The organism is Klenkia soli (genome assembly GCF_900103975.1).
GTDB lineage: Bacteria > Actinomycetota > Actinomycetes > Mycobacteriales > Geodermatophilaceae > Klenkia > Klenkia soli.
Map to the genome: position 1 here is coordinate 95,479 of NZ_FNIR01000002.1, position 18,156 is coordinate 113,634.

Sequence of the window (18,156 nt, forward strand, 5' to 3'; positions counted from 1 at the left end):
GCTTCAGCTACCGGCGACGCGGGTGCGCCGTCGGGGGATCAGGGGCAGGAGCTAGAGGACCTTGGCCAGGAACGCCTTCGTGCGCTCGTGCTGCGGGTGGTCGAGCACGTCGGTGGGCGTGCCCTGCTCGACGATGCGGCCCTCGTCCATGAACACGATCTGGTCCGCGGCCTGCCGGGCGAAGCCGATCTCGTGGGTGACCACGATCATCGTGGTGCCGGTGCGGGCCAGGTCGGCGATGACGGCGAGCACCTCGCCGACCAGCTCGGGGTCCAGCGCCGAGGTCGGCTCGTCGAACAGCAGGACGGCGGGCCTCATGGCCAGCGCGCGGGCGATCGCCACCCGCTGCTGCTGGCCGCCGGAGAGCTGCCGGGGGTGGGCGTCGGCCTTGTCGGCCAGCCCGACCCGGGCCAGCAGCTCGCGGGCCTCGGCCTCGACCTCGCGGCGGTTGCGGCCCTGGGCCGACACCGGTGCCTCGACGACGTTCTCGAGCGCCGTGAGGTGCGGGAACAGGTTGAAGCTCTGGAAGACGAAGCCGAACCGGGTGCGCTGGCGCAGCAGGTCGCGCTCCTTGAGCTCGTGCAGGGTGTCGCCCTTGCGGCGGTAGCCCACGAGCTCGCCGTCCAGGGCGATGAACCCGCGGTCGACGGCCTCGAGGTGGTTGATGCTGCGCAGCAGCGTCGACTTGCCCGACCCGGAGGGCCCGAGGACGACGGTGACGCTGCCGGGCTCGACCACCAGGTCGACGCCGTTCAGCACCTCGTGGGCGCCGAAGGACTTGTGCACGCCGTGCACCTCCACCCGACCGGTGCGGGTCTCGACGGCGGTCACCGGTGGTCCCCGACCGGGCGCACGCGGGACAGCCCCGCGGTCAGGTTGCCGCGCAGCCGTTGCAGCGGTGTGGGTGGCAGCGTGCGGACCGCGCCCTTGGCGTAGTACCGCTCCACGTAGTACTGGATCACCGTGACCACGGTGGTCAGGACGACGTACCAGATCGCGGCGACCACCAGCATCGGGAGCACGCGCTGCGTGCGGCCGTAGATGACGCTCACGGTGTAGAACAGCTCGCCGAGGGCCAGCACGTAGACGATCGACGTGCCCTTGAACAGGCCGATGATCTCGTTGACCGCGGTGGGCACGATGGTGCGCATCGCCTGGGGCAGCACGATCTTCGTGGACTGCCGGCGCCGTGGGATCCCCAGCGAGGCGGCCGCCTCGTGCTGGCCCTGGTCGACCGACAGGATCCCGGCCCGGACGATCTCGGCCGAGTAGGCGGCCTGGTGCAACCCGAGGCCGAGGATCGCGGCGCCGAACTTGTCGATCAGCGACAGCGTCTCGAACGAGGCGAAGGACGGGCCGAACGGGATGCCGACGTCGAGGGACTGGTAGAGGTAGGCGAGGTTGTACCAGAGCAGCAGCTGCAGGATCAGCGGCACGGAGCGGAACACCCAGGTGTAGCCCCAGCTCACCGCCCGCAGCAGCGGCGACTGCGAGAGCCGCATGAGGGCGAGCACGGTGCCCAGCGCGAACCCGAGCACCGCGGTGATCAGGGTGAGCTTGATCGTCATCCAGACGCCCTGGACGATCGACACCTCGCCGAGGTAGGCCCAGACCACGCCCCACTCCCACCGAGGGTTGGTGATCAGCGAGTTCAGCACCATCGCCAGCAGGACGGCGACGACGGCGGTGGCGGCCCAGCGGCCCGGGTTCTTGGCCTTGACCACCCGGAACTGGTCGTACGGGGTGCCCGCGGGCGGCGCGGCGGCCGACGGGCGGGTCTCGAGCGTGGTCATCGGGGATCCCCCTGGAGGTCCTTCACGAACGGGTAGATGCGCTGCTCCACGGGCAGGGCGCGCAGGGTCTCGAGGTCGGTGGGTCGCAGGTGCGCGGGGTCGAACATCGGGGTGTAGCCGGCGGCCAGGTACAGGTGGCGGGCCTCGGGCTGGCGGGGGCCGGTCGTGAGGTACACCCGCCGGGCTCCGCGCTCGACGGCGAGGGCCTCCAGCTCGGCCAGCACCCGGCGGGCGAGTCCGTGCCGGCGGTGGGTGGCGGCGGTCCACATCCGCTTGACCTCGACGGTGCCGTCGTCCGGGTGCGGCTTGAAGGCGCCCCCGGCGACGGCGACGCCGTCGGCCAGCAGCAGCACGAACGCGCCGTGGGGTGCGGTGAACAGCTCCGCCGGGTAGCGGTGCAGCTCGTGCTCCGCGCCGCCGAACAGGTCGCCGTAGCGGGTGTCGTACTCGACGGCGAGCTCGGCGAACAGCGGGGCGGCCAGCGGGTCGTCGGGATGGACGACGACGACGTCCACGTCGAGGCCGAGCAGGGGTGATCGGGACATGCGGGTGCTCCAGGGGAGGCGGTCTGGCCCCGGGACTGTGCGACCGGGGTGGGGGAGCGCGGGAACAGCTCAGCGACAGAGCGCGCTGTCGGTACGGACCAGGTCGATGACCGGCCGTCCGACCAGGAGGAGGACAGGCAGCGCCAGGGACCGCGGGGCGGCCTCGGGGATCTCCACGTCGTCTCCTCGTCCCCCGCCGAGCGGCGGGGCTGCACTTGCGACGGTCGGACGCCGTCGCCAGGTCGTCACCCGGGGCACCCCACCGCAGCGGAGGGTTGCCGGCCAGCGAGCCGGGGCTTGTCGCTGGCACTCAGAACCTGTGCAGGAACGTAGGACCACCCAGGCCGATGCGTCAAATCCGATCGACTTGGTAGAGAATGGGCGGGTCCCCCGCTCCGGAGAGGAGGTCCGCGATGCCCGACCAACCGCTCGTCCGCCGTCGGCACGTGGACCTGTGCCGCACCGGCAGCGCGCTGGGCCGGTGCCGGTAGGCCCTTCCCGCCTGTCCGCACCCCAGCTCCGGAGCAGCCCCGTGACCAGCTCGAACACCCTCACCGTCGCCCTCGTCGGCGCCGGTCCCACCGCACTCGGCGTGCTCGAGCGGCTCGCCGCCCGGGCTGCGGGCCGCGGGCTCGTCGTGCACCTGGTCGACCCGTTCCCGCCCGGTGGCGGGCGGGTGTGGCGGACCGCGCAGTCCGACCTCCTGTGGGCCAACTCATTGGCCCGCGACGTCACCGTGCTGCCCGACGAGTCGGTCACGGTGCCCGGCCGGGTGCTCGCGGGGTCCACCGTCGCGCAGTGGGCCGAGCAGGTCGGGTCGGCGCTCCCCGGCGAGGTCGGCGCGGCCGCCCGGGCCCTGACGCCGGGCACGTTCCCGCCGCGTCGGTTGGTCAGCTCCTACCTGCGGTGGGTGCTGGACTCCCTCACCGACCTCCCCGGGGTCGCCGTGCACGAGCACCGCACCCGCGCGGTCGACCTCGTCGAGCACGACGCCGGCGTGCAGGTCCTGCTCGAGGACGGCGACCGGTTGGACGTCGACACCGTCGTGCTCGCCCAGGGCCACCTCGGCCGCACGCGCACCGACCGGGAGGTCGAGCTGGCCGCGGCAGCGGCCACCGCTGGCCTCACCCACGTGCCCACCGGCTACACCGCGGACCTCGACCTCTCGGTGCTGCGTCCGGGCGAGGACGTCCTGGTCCGGGGCGCCGGTCTGGCCTTCGTCGACCTGGTCACCCTCCTCACCGGTGGTCGCGGCGGCAGCTTCGCGACCGTCGACGGCACCCTGGTCTACCGACCCTCGGGGCAGGAGCCCGTGCTGCACGTCGGCTCCCGCCGGGGCACGCCGTACAAGGCCAAGCTGGACTACGACTGGGCCGGTCCGCCGGTGCCGCTGCGGTTCTTCACCCCCGCCGAGCTCACCGCCCGGTTCGGGGACCGCCCGCTGGACCTGCGGGCCGACCTGGCCCCCGTGATCGCCCGTGAGCTGGCGTGGGCGCACTGCACGGAGCTGTTCCGCGCGCACCCGGAGCGGGTCACGATGCCGTGGGCGGAGTTCGCCGAGCGCTTCGTCGCCGGCGCGGACCCCCAGGCCGAGGCGATCCCCGACCCGGCCGACCGGTTCGACCTGGCCGTCCTGGACCGCCCGCTGGCCGGCGCCCGGTTCGCCACCGGCGAGCAGCTGCAGGAGTGGGTGCGTGGCTACGTCCGGGCCGACCTCGCCCGGGCCGCGGACCCCGCGCACAGCGCTGACCAGGCCGTCTTCACCGCGCTGCTGTTCTGCCACGGCACGATCGCCGGGCTGGTCCGGGCCGGTCGGCTCACCCTCCGCTCGGCCCGCGAGGACGTCAGCGGCTGGTGGATGAACCTGTTCAGCCACCTGGCCAGCGGTCCGCCGTCCCCGCGGTCGGCCGAGCTGCTGGCCCTCAGCGAGGCCGGTGTCGTGCGGTTCACCGGCGCCGACACGGTGGTCACCCTCGAGGAGGGTCGCTGGGTCGCGCGCTCCGCGAGCACCGACGAGGTGACGACGGCGACGGCGCTGGTCGAGGCCCGGGTGCCGGCGGTCGACGTCCGCGCGACCACGGATCCGCTGCTGCGCGCCCTGCAGGCCCGCGGCACGGCCGCCGAGCAGCCCGGCACCGGCCGCCTGCACGTCGACGCCGGCCACCGGCTGGTGTCGGCCACGGGCGGGTCCGCCGAGCGGGTGCACGCCGTCGGCTTCTGGACCTCCGGGGCCCAGGTCGCGGCCTTCGCCCGGCCGCGCACCGACGCCCCCTTCTTCCACCAGGACGACCACGTGGCGCAGGAGCTGTGGGCGCTGGTGCCCGCGGCCGCCGTGCGGGCGGCGTGACTCAGGCGGTGATCGAGCGCAGCACCAGCGCGGCGACGGCGACCAGCAGCAGGAAGGCGGCCGGGCCGTAGCCGTTGTCCTTCACCCGCAGGTGCGCGACGACGGCACCGAGGAAGTACAGGACGACGCCCACCGCGGCGGCGATGCCCAGCGGCGCCCACAGCACCAGCCCGATCACCAGGCCCACGGCACCGGCCAGCTCCAGGGCGGCCAGCACGGGGATCCGGTTCGCCGGCACCCCCACGCCGAGCACGGCCGCGGTGGCGCCCTCGTTCTTCGTGAGCTTGCCGATCGCGGAGGCGACCAGGGCGACGGTGAGGAAGACGGTGACGACGACGGTGGCGATGAACACGGGTGCTCCAGGGGTCAGCGGATCGGGCAGCCCCCGCAGCGCCCGGGCGGGCGGCGCTGTTCCCGCCCGGTGATCACGATCCGGTGACGGTCACAGGGCCGAGCTCAGCGACCCCAGCACGGGGTTCCACTCGGCCACGGTGGTCGAGGCGACGACCCCGCGCAGGGCGAACGGGTCGGCGTCCAGCCAGCCCTGCACCTGGGCCTCGTCCTCGGCCCGGAAGACCAGCAGGGCACCGGCCGGCGCCGCCGGCCCGAAGGGACCCGACAGGAGCAGGGAGCCGGCGTCGGCGAGCCCGCCCAGGTACTCGCGGTGCTCGGCGCGCACCTCGTCCCGCAGGGCGACGTCCTCGGTGTAGCGGTAGGTGACGGCGACGATCACGCGGAGCTCCTCGGTCGGTGGCAGGACCTGCGATCCTGCCACCGCGGCCGGTCAGGCCAGGATCGCCCGGGTGACCGCGACCTGCTCGGTCAGCACCCCGCCGATGACGGCCTGGGTCTCGTTGATCGTCTCGATCACCGTGCCGATGGAGGCCAGCGACGAGACGACGGCCTCGACCTGCTCCTGGATCGCGTTGATCTTGGCGTTGACGTCGGTGGTGGCCACCGCGGTCTCGCGGGCCAGCTCCTTGACCTCGTTGGCCACGACGGCGAACCCGCGGCCGGCCTCGCCGGCGCGGGCGGCCTCGATGGTGGCGTTGAGGGCCAGCAGGTTGGTCTGGGCGGCGATGCTGCCGATGGTGTGCGCGACCTGGCCGACCTGCTGGCTGGACTCGCCGAGCTGGGCGACGACCCGGTTGGCCTCGTCGGCCAGGGTTCGGCCCTCGCTGGCCACGTTGGTCGCCGAGAGCACGTTGCGCTCGACCTCCTCGATGGAGATCACCAGCTCCTGGCCCGCGGTGGACAGCCGCTCGGTCGAGGCGATGCGGTCGAGGGCCTGGCCGAGCAGGTAGGCGGTGTTGCGGAGGGCGGCCTCGCGGCCGGGGGACAGCACCATGGTCCAGGTGGCGAAGAAGTCCATCGTGCCGATGATCTCGCCGCCGACGACGATCGGGAGGCAGACGCCGGACTTCACGCCGGCCTTCTGGGCGACGGGGGCCCGCACGCAGTCGGTCATCTCGCCCAGGTCGGGGACGAAGAAGAGGTCCTTGTTCCGCCAGGTCCGACCGGACAGGCCGACGCCCGGGGCGAAGGTGGCCGACAGGGTGACGGCGCGGAACTCGGGGCCGGCGTCGCCGGACTCGCGCTCGAAGCGCAGCACGTTGGCCGAGGGGTCGACCCGCCAGAAGGAGCCGTAGATCCAGCCGAAGCCGGAGCGGATGGTGTCCAGGGCGATCCGCAGCGCGGCGTCGGCGTCGGTGGTGGTGGTGAGCTGCTGGAGCACCGAGGTGACCGCGGCGACGTCCTGGGCGGTCTTGCGGTCGGCCTCGACCGCGGCGAACCGGGCCAGGGACTGCGAGACCAGCGTGCCCACGCAGCGCAGCGTCGACAACCGCCGCGGGGAGGGGGTGAGCTCCTTCATGCAGAAGAAGTCCATGGTGCCGGTGACCTGGCCGTCGGCGAACAGCGGGAAGCAGATGCCCGAGCGCACGCCCACCCGCTGGGCGACCGGGGCGCGCACGCAGTCCTTCACCTCGCCCAGGTTGGAGGTGAAGACCAGGTCGCGGGTCGACCACGCGCGGCCGGAGAGGCCCACCCCGCGGGCGAACGTGGCGGTGGCGGTGACCTGCGCGAACTCGTCGCTCACCGAGCCGCTCTCGGAGGAGAAGTGCAGGGTCTGGTCGACCGGGTCGACGGTCCAGTGCGAGCCGTAGGCGTAGCCGAAGGCGTCCCGGACGGCGGTCAGCGCCGCGACGACGGCGCTCCTGGTGTCGGTGGCCGCGGCCAGCGCGGTGACGACCGCGGTGACGGCCTCGATGTCGAGCTCGGCCTCGGTGGGGCCGAGCACCTCGCTGCGGGCGGTGCGACTGGCGAACACGGGCACTCCTCGGGACGGAGCGCGCGGGAGCGCGCCGGTGGTGATCTCGGCCGCGCGCAGTGCATGTTGATCCGAATCGCCCGCGGAACTGGAACGGCTCCATCCATCGGGGGGAGAGGCGTGCAACGCCGTTGCAACGCGGCGTCGTCGCACGCGTGCGAAGGTGGGCCGGTGAGCCAGCCCACAGCCACCCCGCCGTCCGCGGCCGCGCCGGCCGACCCGGATGCCCTGGCCGAGTCGCTGCGGGCGACCGGCTACCTGCCCGACGAGGGGCTGGCCACCGCGGCCTACCTGGCGCTGGCGATGCACCGCCCGCTGTTCCTCGAGGGCGAGGCCGGGGTGGGCAAGACCGCGCTGGCGCACGCGCTGGCCGAGGTGACCGGCCGGCCGATGTACCGGCTGCAGTGCTACGAGGGCCTCGAGGCCAGCCAGGCGCTCTACGACTGGGACTTCGGCCGCCAGCTGCTGCACCTGCGCGCCGCCGAGGCCGCCGGCTCCGGCGGCGACACCGCCGCGCTCGAGGCCGGCCTCTACGACCGCCGGTTCCTGCTGGCCCGCCCGTTGCTGCAGGCCCTCGAGGACTCCCCGAGCGTGCTGCTGGTCGACGAGATCGACCGCGCCGACGACGAGTTCGAGGCCTTCCTGCTCGAGCTGCTCAGCGACTTCACCATCTCCATCCCCGAGCTGGGCACGGTGCGGGCCGCCGTCCCCCCGCTGGTCGTGCTCACCTCCAACCGCACCCGCGAGGTGCACGACGCGCTCAAGCGCCGCTGCCTCTACCACTGGCTCGAGCACCCCGACTTCGAGCGCGAGGTCGCCATCCTGCGCAGCCGGCTGCCCGAGGTGACCGAGACCCTCGCCCGCCAGGTGGCGCGGGCAACCGCGAAGCTGCGCAGCCTGGACCTGCTCAAGCCCCCCGGCATCGCCGAGGCCATGGACTGGGCCACCGCGCTGCACACCCTCGGCGCCCGTGAGCTCGACCCCGACACCGCCGCCCGCACCCTCGGCGCGGTGCTGAAGTACCGCGAGGACACCGACCGCGTGCACGCCCTCACCCGGGGTGCGCTCTTCGGATGACGGAGCTCGCCTTCGGGCTCACCGTCGAGCGCCGCCAGCGGGACGTCGTCGAGGTGGTGCTCGGCTTCGCCCGCACCCTGCGGCACGCCGGCGTGGCCGCCTCGCCGGACCGGGTCGAGGCCATGCTGGCCGCCGTCGGCCACCTCGACGTCCTCGATCCCACCGACGTGTACTGGGCCGGGCGGCTCACGCTGTGCGGCAGCCCCGACGACCTCGACCGCTACGACGCCGCGTTCGCCGCCTACTTCGCCGGCGAGGCGCCCCGGAAGAGCCGGACGAGCGCCCAGCACGAGCAACGGCTGGCCGAGTCCGCACCGTTGAGCGCGTCCGAGGGGTCGGGCGAGGAGTCGGAGGAGGCACCGGACCTGAAGGCCGCGGCCAGCGAGGCCGAGGTGCTGCGCAGCCGGGACGTCGCCGACCTCACCGTCGCCGAGCGCGACCAGCTGCGCCGGCTGTTCGCCCTGCTCGTGCCGGCGGCCCCGATGCGGCCCTCCCGCCGGCGCCGCCCCGACCGGCACGGCGGGGTCGACATGGCCCGCACCATCCGGCACGCCCTGCACGACGGCGGCGAGATCACCCGGCTGCGGCGACGACGGCCCCGGCCCCGGCCGCGGCGGGTGGTGCTGCTGGTCGACGTCTCGGGCTCGATGAGCCCCTACGCCGACGCGCTGCTGCGGTTCGCGCACGCCGCCGTGCGGGCCCGGCCCGCGGCCACCGAGGTGTTCACCATAGGCACCCGGCTGACCCGGGTCACCCGGGAGATGCGGCTGCGCGACCCGGACAAGGCGCTGGCCGCCAGCGGGCACGCCATCCCCGACTGGTCGGGTGGCACCCGCATCGGCGAGGTGCTCAAGGCGTTCCTGGACCGGTGGGGCCAGCGCGGCACCGCCCGCGGCGCGGTCGTCGTGCTGTGCAGCGACGGGTGGGAGCGCGGGGGCACCGAGCTGCTGGGCGAGCAGATGGCCCGGCTGCACCGCCTGGCGCACAGCGTGGTGTGGGTGAACCCGCACAAGGGCCGGGCCGGCTACGAGCCGCTGACCGGCGGGATGCAGGCGGCCCTGCCCGCTGTTGACCACTTCGTCGCCGGGCACAGCCTGGCCGCCTTCGAGGAACTGGCAGGAGTGATCGAACGTGCCTGAAGGACCTCGGTCCCCCCACCACTCGCAGGCTCGCGGCGGGCCCCTGACCGAGGCCGAACAACGAGAGGGATCTGACGATGCGTGACGTCTTGGAGGACCTGGTCGGGTGGTGGCAGGCGGGGGAGACCGTCGGCATGGGCACCGTCGTGGCCACGTGGCGGTCGGCGCCGCGGCCGGCGGGGGCCTCGATGCTCGTCGGCCCCGACGGCACCGCGGTGGGCAGCGTGTCCGGCGGCTGCGTCGAGGGCGCGGTCTACGAGGAGGCCAAGGACGTCGTCGCCTCGGGGTCGCCGACGCTGGAGCGCTACGGCGTCAGCGACGACGACGCGTTCGCCGTCGGGCTGACCTGCGGCGGGATCCTCGACGTCTATGTTGAGTCGATCTCCCGCGAGTCCTTCCCCGAGCTGGGCGAGGTGGCCGAGAGCGTCGGCCGGCACGAGCCGGTCGCCGTCGTCACCGTGGTCAAGGGCGCCGACGACCGGCTGGGCCACCGGCTGGTGGTCTGGAACGACCGGACGTCGGGCACCCTGGGCTCGCAGCGCCTGGACGACGCCGTCGCGGCCGACACCCGCGGCATGCTCGCCGCCGGGCGCACCGCCACCCTGGGCTTCGGGCACGACGGCGAGCGCCGCGGCGACGACCTGACGCTGTTCGTGTCCAGCTTCGCCCCACCGGCCCGCATGGTCGTGTTCGGCGCGATCGACTTCGCCGCCGCCGTCGCCCGGGTCGGGGCGTTCCTGGGCTACCGGGTCACCGTCTGCGACGCCCGCCCGGTGTTCGCCACCGCACGCCGGTTCCCCGACGCGCACGAGGTGGTCGTCGAGTGGCCGCACAGCTACCTGCAGACCGAGGTCGACGCCGGGCGCATCGACGAGCGCACCGTGCTGTGCGTGCTCACCCACGACCCCAAGTTCGACGTCCCGCTGCTGGAGGTGGCGCTCGACCTGGACGTCGCCTACGTCGGCGCCATGGGGTCGCGGCGCACCCACGACGAGCGGCTCGAGCGGCTGCGCGAGGCCGGGCTGACCGACGCGCAGCTCGCGAAGCTGTCCTCCCCGATCGGCCTGGACCTCGGCGCCCGCACGCCCGAGGAGACCGCCATCTCGATCGCCGCCGAGATCATCGCCGGCCGCTGGGGTGGCTCGGGCGAGCGGCTGACCGGCGCCGCGGGCCCCATCCACGCCACCGCCGACCGCTGACCCCCTGTCCCGGGAACCGCGGTTCCCGGGAGCCGAGGGGCTAGCGTGCGGCATGGCGCTGACCGTGCGGGCCGTCGACGCGGCGTCCTTCGACGACGTCCAGACCGTCCTCGGCACCCGCGGGCAGGCCGCGCGCTGCCAGTGCCAGGGGTACCGGCTGGGCTGGTACGACCAGCACTCCGACGACGTCGCCGGCCGGCGCGAGCTGCTGCGCGACCAGGTCGCCGAGGGGTACGGGCTGCTGGCCCACGACGACGGCGAGCCGGTCGGCTGGTGCGCGGTGGCGCCGCGGGCCGACCTCGGGTACCTGCGCAAGACCACCTGGAGCGGCCGGCAGGAGGACCCGCAGGACCCCCGGGTCTGGGCGGTCACCTGCTTCGTGACCCGGGCCGGCCACCGGCGGCAGGGCGTGATGCGGGCGCTGGCGGCCGGCACGGTGCCCCTGGCCCGGGACGCCGGCGCCGGTGTCGTCGAGGCCTACCCGATGAAGCCGGCGCCCGGGGGCAAGGACGTGCCGTGGGGGGAGCTGCACGTCGGTGAGCTGCAGGTCTTCCTCGACGCCGGGTACCGGGTCGCGCACGTGCCGTCGCTGCGCCGGGTGGTCGTGCGGTACGAGTTCTGATCTCCCACTTCAAGGTATAACCGCTGGTGGGGCTTGCGGCAAGACCCCCGTGACGGCGGAGCATGCTCCGCCGTGCCGCACTTCGCCCTCCCCGCCAGCCGCTCCGCCAAGGCCGCCCCGGCCCTCGTCGCCGACGACGAGCAGTTCTTCGACACCCTCGCCGCCTGCCTCGCCGAGCAGGTCGCCGACCTCGAGCGGCGGCTGTCCGCCGAGCGCGCCGCGCCCGTCCGGCACGGGACGGCGGTCCTCGAGCGCGACCAGGAGGTGCACCGGCTCACCGCGCGGCTGCGCACCCTGCGCCGCTACGGCGTGGACCTCTGCCTGGGCCGCATCGTGACCCCCGACGCGGTGGTGCACGTCGGCCGGCTCGGGCTGACCGGCGCGGGGGGCGAGCGGCTGCTGGTCGACTGGCGCTCACCGGCCGCCGAGCCGTTCTTCGCCGCGAGCCACGCCGACCCGATGGGGCTGGTCAGCCGCCGTCGGTACCGGTGGACCCGCGGTCAGGTCACCGACTTCTGGGACGAGGTCTTCACCGACGACGGGCTGGCGGACAACGCCGCCCTCGACGACCACTCCGCCTTCCTCGCCACGCTCGCCGGGGCCCGGTCGGCGCAGATGCGTGACGTGCTGGGCACCATCGCCGCCGACCAGGACGCGGTCGTGCGGGCCTCCGCCGCCGGACCGCTGGTGGTCGACGGCGGCCCCGGCACCGGCAAGACCGTCGTCGCGCTGCACCGCACGGCCTACCTGCTGCACGCCGACCCGCAGGTGGGGCAGCACCGCGGCGGCGTGCTGGTGGTCGGGCCGCACGAGCCCTACCTGGCCTACACCGCCGACGTGCTGCCCAGCCTGGGCGAGGATGGCGTGCGGACGGCGACCCTGCGCGATCTGGTGCCCGAGGGGAGGGCGGCCGGCGTGGAGACCGACGCCGTGGTGGCCGCGCTCAAGGCCGGGCTGGACGTCGAGGCCGTGGTGGAGGCCGTGGTCGCGTTCTCCGAGGAGCCGCCGCGGACCGCCACCGTGCTGGACACCCCCTGGGGCGAGGTCCGGCTGGGCCGCGCCGAGTGGGCCGAGGCGTTCGGCGTGGTCGACCCCGGGACGCCGCACGACGACGCCCGCGACGAGGTGTGGGACGAACTGGTCCTGCTCGTGGCCGACCGTCTGGAGGAGGCCGAGCCGGACCGGCTGCGCCGCTGGCTGGCCCAGGACGCCGACCTGGTGCGGGCCTTCGACGTGGCCTGGCCGCTGCTGGACGCCGCCGACGTCGTCGCCGACCTGTGGTCGGTGCCGGCCCTGCTGCGCCGCTGCGCCCCGGGGCTGACCGCGGACGACGTCCGGGCGCTGCAGCGGACCGACCCGCGCGCCTGGACGACGGCCGACCTGCCCCTGCTGGACGCCGCCCGGCGGCGGGTGGGCGACCCGGCGGCGTCCCGCCGGCGCCGGGCGACCGAGGCCGAGACCGCCGCCCAGCGCGCCCGGATGGACGACGTCGTGGCCGACCTGATCGCCGCCGACGACTCCGAGCTGAAGCTGATGCACAGCCTCCGGCAGGCCGACCTGCGCGACGCCCTGGTCGACCCCGGCGGGTGGGACGCCGCCGACCCCGACCGGCTGGCCGGCCCGTTCGCGCACGTCGTGGTCGACGAGGCGCAGGAGCTCAGCGACGCCGAGTGGGCGATGCTGCTGGCCCGGTGCCCGTCCCGCAGCCTCACCGTCGTCGGCGACCGTGCGCAGGCCCGGCACGGCTTCCGCGAGTCCTGGGTCGACCGGCTGGCCCGGGTGGGGCTGCCCGGCGCCCGGCTGGCGACGCTGGGGGTCAACTACCGCACGCCGTCGGAGGTCATGGCGGTCGCCGAGCCGGAGATCCGGGCCGCGGTGCCCGACGCCAACGTGCCGACGTCGATCCGCGCCTCGGGGGTGCCGGTGCGGTACGGGCCGGCGTCGTCGCTGCCCGACGTGCTCACCGGCTGGCTGGCCGCCCACGCCGACGGCGTCGCCTGCGTGGTCGGGGCACCCGCGCCGGTGGACTCGCCGCGGGTGCGGGCGCTGAGCCCGGTGCTGGCCAAGGGCCTGGAGTTCGACCTGGTCGTGCTGGTCGACCCGGCCGCGCTCGGCGACGGGGTCGAGGGCGCGGTGGACCGCTACGTGGCGATGACCCGGGCGACCGCGGAGCTGGTCGTGCTCACGACGTGAGCGTCGCCGCGGGGTCGGGCGGCAGGCCGGGCGGCACCTGGGTGGGGCCGGCCTCCGGCGGGCGGGGCTGGTCCTGCCGGTGCAGCCGGACGGCGACCAGGGCGATGTCGTCGTCGTTGCGGCCGTCGACCAACCGCGAGACCAGGCCGTCGCAGAGCTCCTCGAGGGTGCCCCCGGCGAGGTCCACGACGGCCTCCTGCAGGCGGGCCATGTCGTCGTCGAGGGTGCTGGCCCGACGCTCGACGAGGCCGTCGGTGAACAGCAGGATGGTCGACCCCCGGTCGAGGGTGATGACCTGCTCGGTGCGCCGGGTGGTCGGGTCGACGCCCAGCAGCAGGTTGCCGCGCCAGTCGGCCAGGACGGCGAGGCTGCCGTCGGGGTGGACGACGACCGGGGGCAGGTGGCCGGCGTTGGACCACACCATGCGGGTGACCCCGCGGCGCAGCTCGTCGGGCGTCTGCTCGAACCGGGCGACCGCCGCGGTGGCCAGGGTGGGGACCTGCAGCACCTCCATGGCGGCGTCCAGCCCGCGCAGCACCTCGGCCGGCCCGGCGTCGCTGTAGGCGGCGATGCCGCGCAGCAGGCCGCGCAGCTGGCCCATGGCGGCGGCGGCCTCGATGTCGTGGCCCACGACGTCGCCGATCACCAGCATCGTCGTGCCGCTGGGCTGCAGGAACGCGTCGTACCAGTCGCCGCCGACCTTGGCCGACTCGGTGGCCGGGATGTAGCGCACGACGATCTCGGAGTGGTTGGGCGCCGGGGGGTCGGTGAGCAGGCTGCGCTGCAGGCCCTCGGCGACCTGGGACTGGCTGGCCAGCAGGGCGGCGTTGTCCAGGGCCAGCCCGACCCGGTCGACGACGTCCCGGGCGGTCGACTCGTCGTCCAGGTCGCGGGCCCGGGTGGGCCCCGAGAAGAGGGTGACCGCCCCCCGCACCCGGTCGCGGCCGCGGATCGGGAGCACCAGGGACGTGGGGGAGTCCAACGCGTCGAGCAGGTCGCGGGTCTCGCCGGCGGGCAGCGTGTCGCGGACCTCGGCCGCGTCGTGGTGCACCGGCTCACCGGTGGTCAGCGCCCGGGCCAGCGGGGAGGTCAGCGACTGCGCGGCGATGCGGGTGCGGGTGTAGCGCTCCAGCAGCGGACGCTTCTCGGGGTCGGCGTGCCAGGAGCCGACGTCGCGGGGCCGGCCGTCGTCGGCCAGCAGGGTGACGACGCAGCCGTCGGCCAGGGTGGGGACGAGCAGGCGGGGCAGCTCGGCGACGGTCACCGGGACGTCGGCGGCGTCGACCAGCGAGCGGTTGACCGAGGCCAGCAGGGCCAACCGTGCACTGGACGCCTCGGCACGCCGGGTGGTCAGCGTGCGCTGCGTGGTGTCGGTGAAGAACAGCGACAGCCCGTCGGGGGAGGGCCAGCACAGGACCTCGTAGTAGGCGTCCAACGGGGCCGGGTAGTAGGCCTGGACGGTCTGCGGCAGGCCGGTCGCGACCGCCGTCCGGTAGCTCCGCTCGAAGTCGCTGCCGACGTTGTGGGGGAAGGCCTCGAAGATGCTGCGACCCAGCAGCTCGTCGCGGCTCTGCCCGAGCAGGCTCTCGGCGGCGGTGTTGATGACCGTGAACCGCCACTCGTGGTCCATCGAGAGGTACCCGGTGGGCATGGCCTCGAGCACCCGGCCGGTGCGGGCCTCGCCGTCGTGCACGGCGGTGGTGTCGTAGGCGACGCCGATCAGCCGCTCCGCCGTGCCGGACGCGTCGGGCAGCGCCTGCCCGCGGGCCTGCACCCAGCGCGTGCGGCCGTCGGGCAGCACGATCCGGTACTCCGCCTCGTAGATGCCCAGGGTGTCGATGGCCCGCTGGATGGCGTGCGCGACCCGCTCGGCGTCCGCGGGCAGCACGGCCTTGTTGAAGGCGGCGATGTTGCCGTCGAAGGTGTCCTCGGTCAGGCCGAAGATGTCGAGCAGGCGCTGGTCCCACGTCAGCTCGTCGGCGGGCAGGTGCCAGTCGAAGCTGCCCACCTGACCGGCGTCCATGGCCAGGGCCCACCGGGTCCGGTCGGCGTCGTGCCGGGTGCGCATCTCGCCGGTGCGCTGCTGGGTGCTGCGCAGCTGCAGCTCCGAGCTGCAGGCGTCGGCGAGGTCGCGCAGCACGTCGAGGTCGGTGCTGGTCCACTCGTGCGGCTCGCCGTCGATCGCGCACAGCGAGCCCACGACGGTGCCGTCCTCGGCGACCAGCGGCATGCCCGCGTAGGCCACGACGCCCAGGTCGGGGATGGCCAGGTTGTCCTTGACCAACGGGTGCTCGCGGGCGTCGGTGATGACCAGCGGCTGCGCGGAGGTGACCACGTGCTGGCAGAACGAGTGGCTCAGCGGCGTGCTGCGGTCGGTCTGCCACGGCTCGGGCAGCCCCAGCGAGCCGGGGAAGACCTGCTCGTCGGCCGACACCAGCGTGACCAGCGCGACCGGCACGCCCAGCGTCGCGCGGACCAGCCGGGCGAACCGCTCGAAGGCCGGGTCCGACGCGGCCGGCAGGGGGGTGGACGCAGGCAGCGAGCCGGTCATGCTGCCTCCGTCCCGCTCAGTGGACCCGACGGGCGGACGCGAGTCAGGGGCTCGGGGATGGTACGTCGTGCGGCCCCGGGGCAGGTGCATCCCGTACGGGAACTGCCCCACACGGGTCTCACCTGCGTCACGGGGTGCGCCCGTGCTCCGCCACCCACGTGCATCCGCCCCTCACGACATCGGGACGAGGACGCCGACCCGTCACCCGTCTGGTCCGCGCCCGGCACCACCGTCGCGCGGAGTTGCGCGGAGCGGGCCGATCGTCGGTATGACCTGGCCTTTCTCGTTGCGAGCGATGGGTGGAGCAGGTAGTCTTCGATCAGGTGTTCGAGTGGACGGAGGTGGTCGAGGGTGGGTGACTATGCCGGCGCGTTCGGCACCTCGGGCTCGGCTGGTGAGGGGTGGGCGGCTCTGGATGCAGAGGTCGCCGCAACCCGAGAGGCCGAGGAGCAGGCCGCGCCGAAGCGAGCGGAGACGGGCCGGGCGGCTCGCACCGCGGAGCGGGAGGCTGCTCGTCAGCTGTCGATGACCGTTCCCGTGGACGTCGCCGCCGTATTGACAGCTGCACTCGGCCTGGTCGACGCAGAGATGCCCCTGGGTGGGCCGGCCGTCGTGGCACCGGCGCTGCTGGCCCGGGTGCGCGGGTTGGCGCAGCTGGCCAACGTCGTGGACACCGCCCTGGCCCATGCCGTGCGGGCCGCGGAGTGCGCGCAGGCGGCGGAGTTCGACGGTCACAAGACCATGCGCGCCTGGCTGCCGGGCCACCTCAACATCAGCCCCGCGACCGCGGCCCGGGTCGTGCGCGCGGGGCGCCCCCTGGAGCAGCTGCCCCGGTGGGACACCGCCGCCCGCGAGGGCCGGGTGACCCCCGACCAGACCGCCACCGTGGCCAGGGTCGCCACCCCCGCCCGACTCGCCACCGCCACCGAGCTGGGTGTCGACGTGCACGGCGAGGACGGCCTGGACGCGACCCTGCTGGGCTGTGCCACCGGGCAGAGTCCTGACGCGCTGCCGGCGATGGTCAAGCGGGCCCTGGACTGGATCGATCCCGACGGCCCCGAACCCGACCCCACCAAGCAGCGCGAGTTCCACATGTCACCGTCCCCGAACGGGGGTGGCACCTTCCACGGCCGGCTCGACGCCGTGGGCTACGAGAAGCTCGCGACCGCCGTCACCGCGTTCCAGCAGGCCGGCCGGTGCGCCGATGACGACCGGTCCCACGCCCAGCAGATGGGTGATGCGTTGGTGCAGCTGTCCGACAACGCCCTCGCCTCGGCCACCACGCCGATGCTGCGCAAGAGCCATGCCCACATCGCGGCCACCATCGCAGCCGAGGACCTCCTCGACACCGAGACCGTGGCCGGCGCCGCGCGCCTGGGCTCCGGGCAGCAGGTCTCCAACGACATCGCCCGCCAGATCGTCTGCGACTCGATCATCACCCGCATCCTCTTCGGCCCCGACGGCGTGCCGCTGAACATCGGCCGCGCCCAACGCCTCGTCCCCGCCCACATCCGCCGGGCCGCCGAGGCCCGTGACGGCGGCTGCGTGTTCACCGGCTGCTCGGCACCCACCTGGTGGTGCGACGCCCACCACGTCGCCGAGTGGATCGCCGACCACGGCGACACATCGGTCGAGAACACCGCCCTGCTCTGCGAACGGCACCACACCCAGGTCCACCACGGCTACGCCGTGCGGTGGGACCCCGACGAGAGACGCTGGCGCACCTTCCGCGAGAACGGCACCGAGATCATCACCGGCTACCCACCGGCAGCGGCACCTGCGTGACCGGTCGGGGCCGCTGGCTGCCTGTCGTCGGGACCTCCGTGGTTGCGGAGGATGGGGGTGTGCCCGAGGTCGAGATCGTCGCGTTGATGGCGTCGCCGCAGCACCGGTACGACGGTCGGCCGGGTACCGAGGTCCCCGAGCAGGAGGCCGACCGGCGCAGCGAGCTGGTCGTGCGCGGCGGGTTCGGCGTCGTCGGCGACCGGTACGCAGGCAGGCCGGCCCACCGCGACGCCGCCGTCACCGTGCTGGCGATCGAGTCGCTGGAGGCCCTGGCTGCCGAGCTCGGGGTGCCGCCGTTCGACCCGCTGCTGGCCCGGCGCAACGTCGTCCTCCGCGGGGCCGACGTCGAGGCGCTGCGCGGCCACACCTTCACCCTGGGCGGGGTCACCCTGCTCGGCGGCCGGGCGGCCAACCCGTGCCGCTGGATGGACGTCGTCCTGGCGCCCGGCGCCCACCGCGGGATGCGGGGTCGCGGCGGCGTGCGGTGCCGCCCGCTGAGCGACGGCGTCCTGCGCCTGGGACCGACCACGCTGACACCCGGCGTGTGACCGCTGACACGGCCCAGGCAGGATCCGG

Annotated in this window: 16 protein-coding genes and 1 riboswitch; of the genes, 9 read left to right on the plus strand and 7 right to left on the minus strand. The window is 74.5% G+C overall.

The window, feature by feature from the left end; all coding sequences use genetic code 11:
* Nucleotides 1-51: 51 nt before the first annotated feature.
* The 3 genes from BLS67_RS03340 to BLS67_RS03350 are packed head-to-tail and all read right to left on the minus strand — an operon-like array spanning nucleotide 52 to nucleotide 2,338.
* A complete protein-coding gene (locus BLS67_RS03340) occupies nucleotides 52-831 on the minus strand; it encodes an amino acid ABC transporter ATP-binding protein (protein WP_091239734.1) in 780 nt (259 codons plus the stop codon).
* Complete coding sequence (locus BLS67_RS03345; protein WP_091239737.1) at nucleotides 828-1,793, minus strand: amino acid ABC transporter permease; 966 nt, start codon at nucleotides 1,791-1,793, stop codon at nucleotides 828-830. The genes BLS67_RS03340 and BLS67_RS03345 overlap by 4 nt, the downstream gene beginning before the upstream one ends.
* Nucleotides 1,790-2,338 (minus strand): GNAT family N-acetyltransferase, encoded by a 549-nt coding sequence (locus BLS67_RS03350; protein WP_091239739.1) that lies wholly within the window; start codon nucleotides 2,336-2,338, stop codon nucleotides 1,790-1,792. The genes BLS67_RS03345 and BLS67_RS03350 overlap by 4 nt, the downstream gene beginning before the upstream one ends.
* Before the next feature lie 206 nt (nucleotides 2,339-2,544).
* Nucleotides 2,545-2,656: riboswitch (SAM riboswitch) on the minus strand.
* A 95-nt stretch (nucleotides 2,657-2,751) separates the two neighbouring features.
* On the opposite strand from BLS67_RS03350, the gene BLS67_RS24925 reads away from it, so the two are divergent.
* Both BLS67_RS24925 and BLS67_RS24685 read left to right on the plus strand, forming a co-directional pair.
* Entirely contained in the window at nucleotides 2,752-2,829 is a 78-nt protein-coding gene (locus BLS67_RS24925; RefSeq protein WP_380095999.1) for a putative leader peptide, read from the plus strand.
* Nucleotides 2,830-2,870: 41 nt separating this feature from the next.
* On the plus strand, nucleotides 2,871-4,685 hold the full coding sequence (locus tag BLS67_RS24685; protein WP_091239744.1) for an FAD/NAD(P)-binding protein: 1,815 nt from the start codon (nucleotides 2,871-2,873) through the stop codon (nucleotides 4,683-4,685).
* Nucleotide 4,686: 1 nt separating this feature from the next.
* Here BLS67_RS24685 and BLS67_RS03360 read toward each other — a convergent pair whose 3' ends face one another.
* The 3 genes from BLS67_RS03360 to BLS67_RS03370 form a co-directional block, all read right to left on the minus strand.
* Complete coding sequence (locus BLS67_RS03360; protein ID WP_091239747.1) at nucleotides 4,687-5,037, minus strand: DoxX family protein; 351 nt, start codon at nucleotides 5,035-5,037, stop codon at nucleotides 4,687-4,689.
* A gap of 90 nt (nucleotides 5,038-5,127) precedes the next feature.
* Complete coding sequence (locus tag BLS67_RS03365; protein WP_091239750.1) at nucleotides 5,128-5,418, minus strand: YciI family protein; 291 nt, start codon at nucleotides 5,416-5,418, stop codon at nucleotides 5,128-5,130.
* A gap of 51 nt (nucleotides 5,419-5,469) precedes the next feature.
* Nucleotides 5,470-7,014 carry a GAF domain-containing protein gene (locus BLS67_RS03370; RefSeq protein ID WP_242653793.1) on the minus strand — a complete coding sequence of 515 codons (1,545 nt, stop codon included), beginning with the start codon at nucleotides 7,012-7,014 and terminating at the stop codon, nucleotides 5,470-5,472.
* 171 nt (nucleotides 7,015-7,185) lie between these two features.
* Here BLS67_RS03370 and BLS67_RS03375 point away from each other — a divergent pair, with 171 nt between their 5' ends.
* From BLS67_RS03375 to helR, 5 genes are all read left to right on the plus strand, one after another.
* A complete protein-coding gene (locus BLS67_RS03375) occupies nucleotides 7,186-8,091 on the plus strand; it encodes an AAA family ATPase (RefSeq protein ID WP_091239756.1) in 906 nt (301 codons plus the stop codon).
* Nucleotides 8,088-9,230: a vWA domain-containing protein gene (locus BLS67_RS03380; protein WP_091239759.1), complete on the plus strand. Its 1,143-nt coding sequence runs from the start codon at nucleotides 8,088-8,090 to the stop codon at nucleotides 9,228-9,230. The genes BLS67_RS03375 and BLS67_RS03380 overlap by 4 nt, the downstream gene beginning before the upstream one ends.
* 77 nt (nucleotides 9,231-9,307) lie before the next feature.
* A complete protein-coding gene (locus BLS67_RS03385; protein WP_091239764.1) occupies nucleotides 9,308-10,429 on the plus strand; it encodes an XdhC family protein in 1,122 nt (373 codons plus the stop codon).
* Between the two features lie 52 nt (nucleotides 10,430-10,481).
* Entirely contained in the window at nucleotides 10,482-11,051 is a 570-nt protein-coding gene (locus BLS67_RS03390) for a GNAT family N-acetyltransferase (protein ID WP_091239769.1), read from the plus strand.
* Nucleotides 11,052-11,123: 72 nt separating this feature from the next.
* Nucleotides 11,124-13,244 (plus strand): RNA polymerase recycling motor ATPase HelR, encoded by a 2,121-nt coding sequence (helR, locus tag BLS67_RS03395; RefSeq protein ID WP_091239772.1) that lies wholly within the window; start codon nucleotides 11,124-11,126, stop codon nucleotides 13,242-13,244.
* Here the strand turns inward: helR and BLS67_RS03400 are convergent.
* Nucleotides 13,234-15,795 (minus strand): SpoIIE family protein phosphatase, encoded by a 2,562-nt coding sequence (locus BLS67_RS03400; RefSeq protein ID WP_091239774.1) that lies wholly within the window; start codon nucleotides 15,793-15,795, stop codon nucleotides 13,234-13,236. The two genes, helR and BLS67_RS03400, sit on opposite strands and share 11 nt — an antisense overlap.
* A 525-nt stretch (nucleotides 15,796-16,320) precedes the next feature.
* On the opposite strand from BLS67_RS03400, the gene BLS67_RS03405 reads away from it, so the two are divergent.
* Together BLS67_RS03405 and BLS67_RS03410 are read left to right on the plus strand one after the other, a co-directional pair.
* Complete coding sequence (locus BLS67_RS03405; protein ID WP_091239778.1) at nucleotides 16,321-17,580, plus strand: HNH endonuclease signature motif containing protein; 1,260 nt, start codon at nucleotides 16,321-16,323, stop codon at nucleotides 17,578-17,580.
* A gap of 59 nt (nucleotides 17,581-17,639) precedes the next feature.
* Nucleotides 17,640-18,128 (plus strand): MOSC domain-containing protein, encoded by a 489-nt coding sequence (locus BLS67_RS03410; protein ID WP_242653796.1) that lies wholly within the window; start codon nucleotides 17,640-17,642, stop codon nucleotides 18,126-18,128.
* Nucleotides 18,129-18,156: the final 28 nt, after the last annotated feature.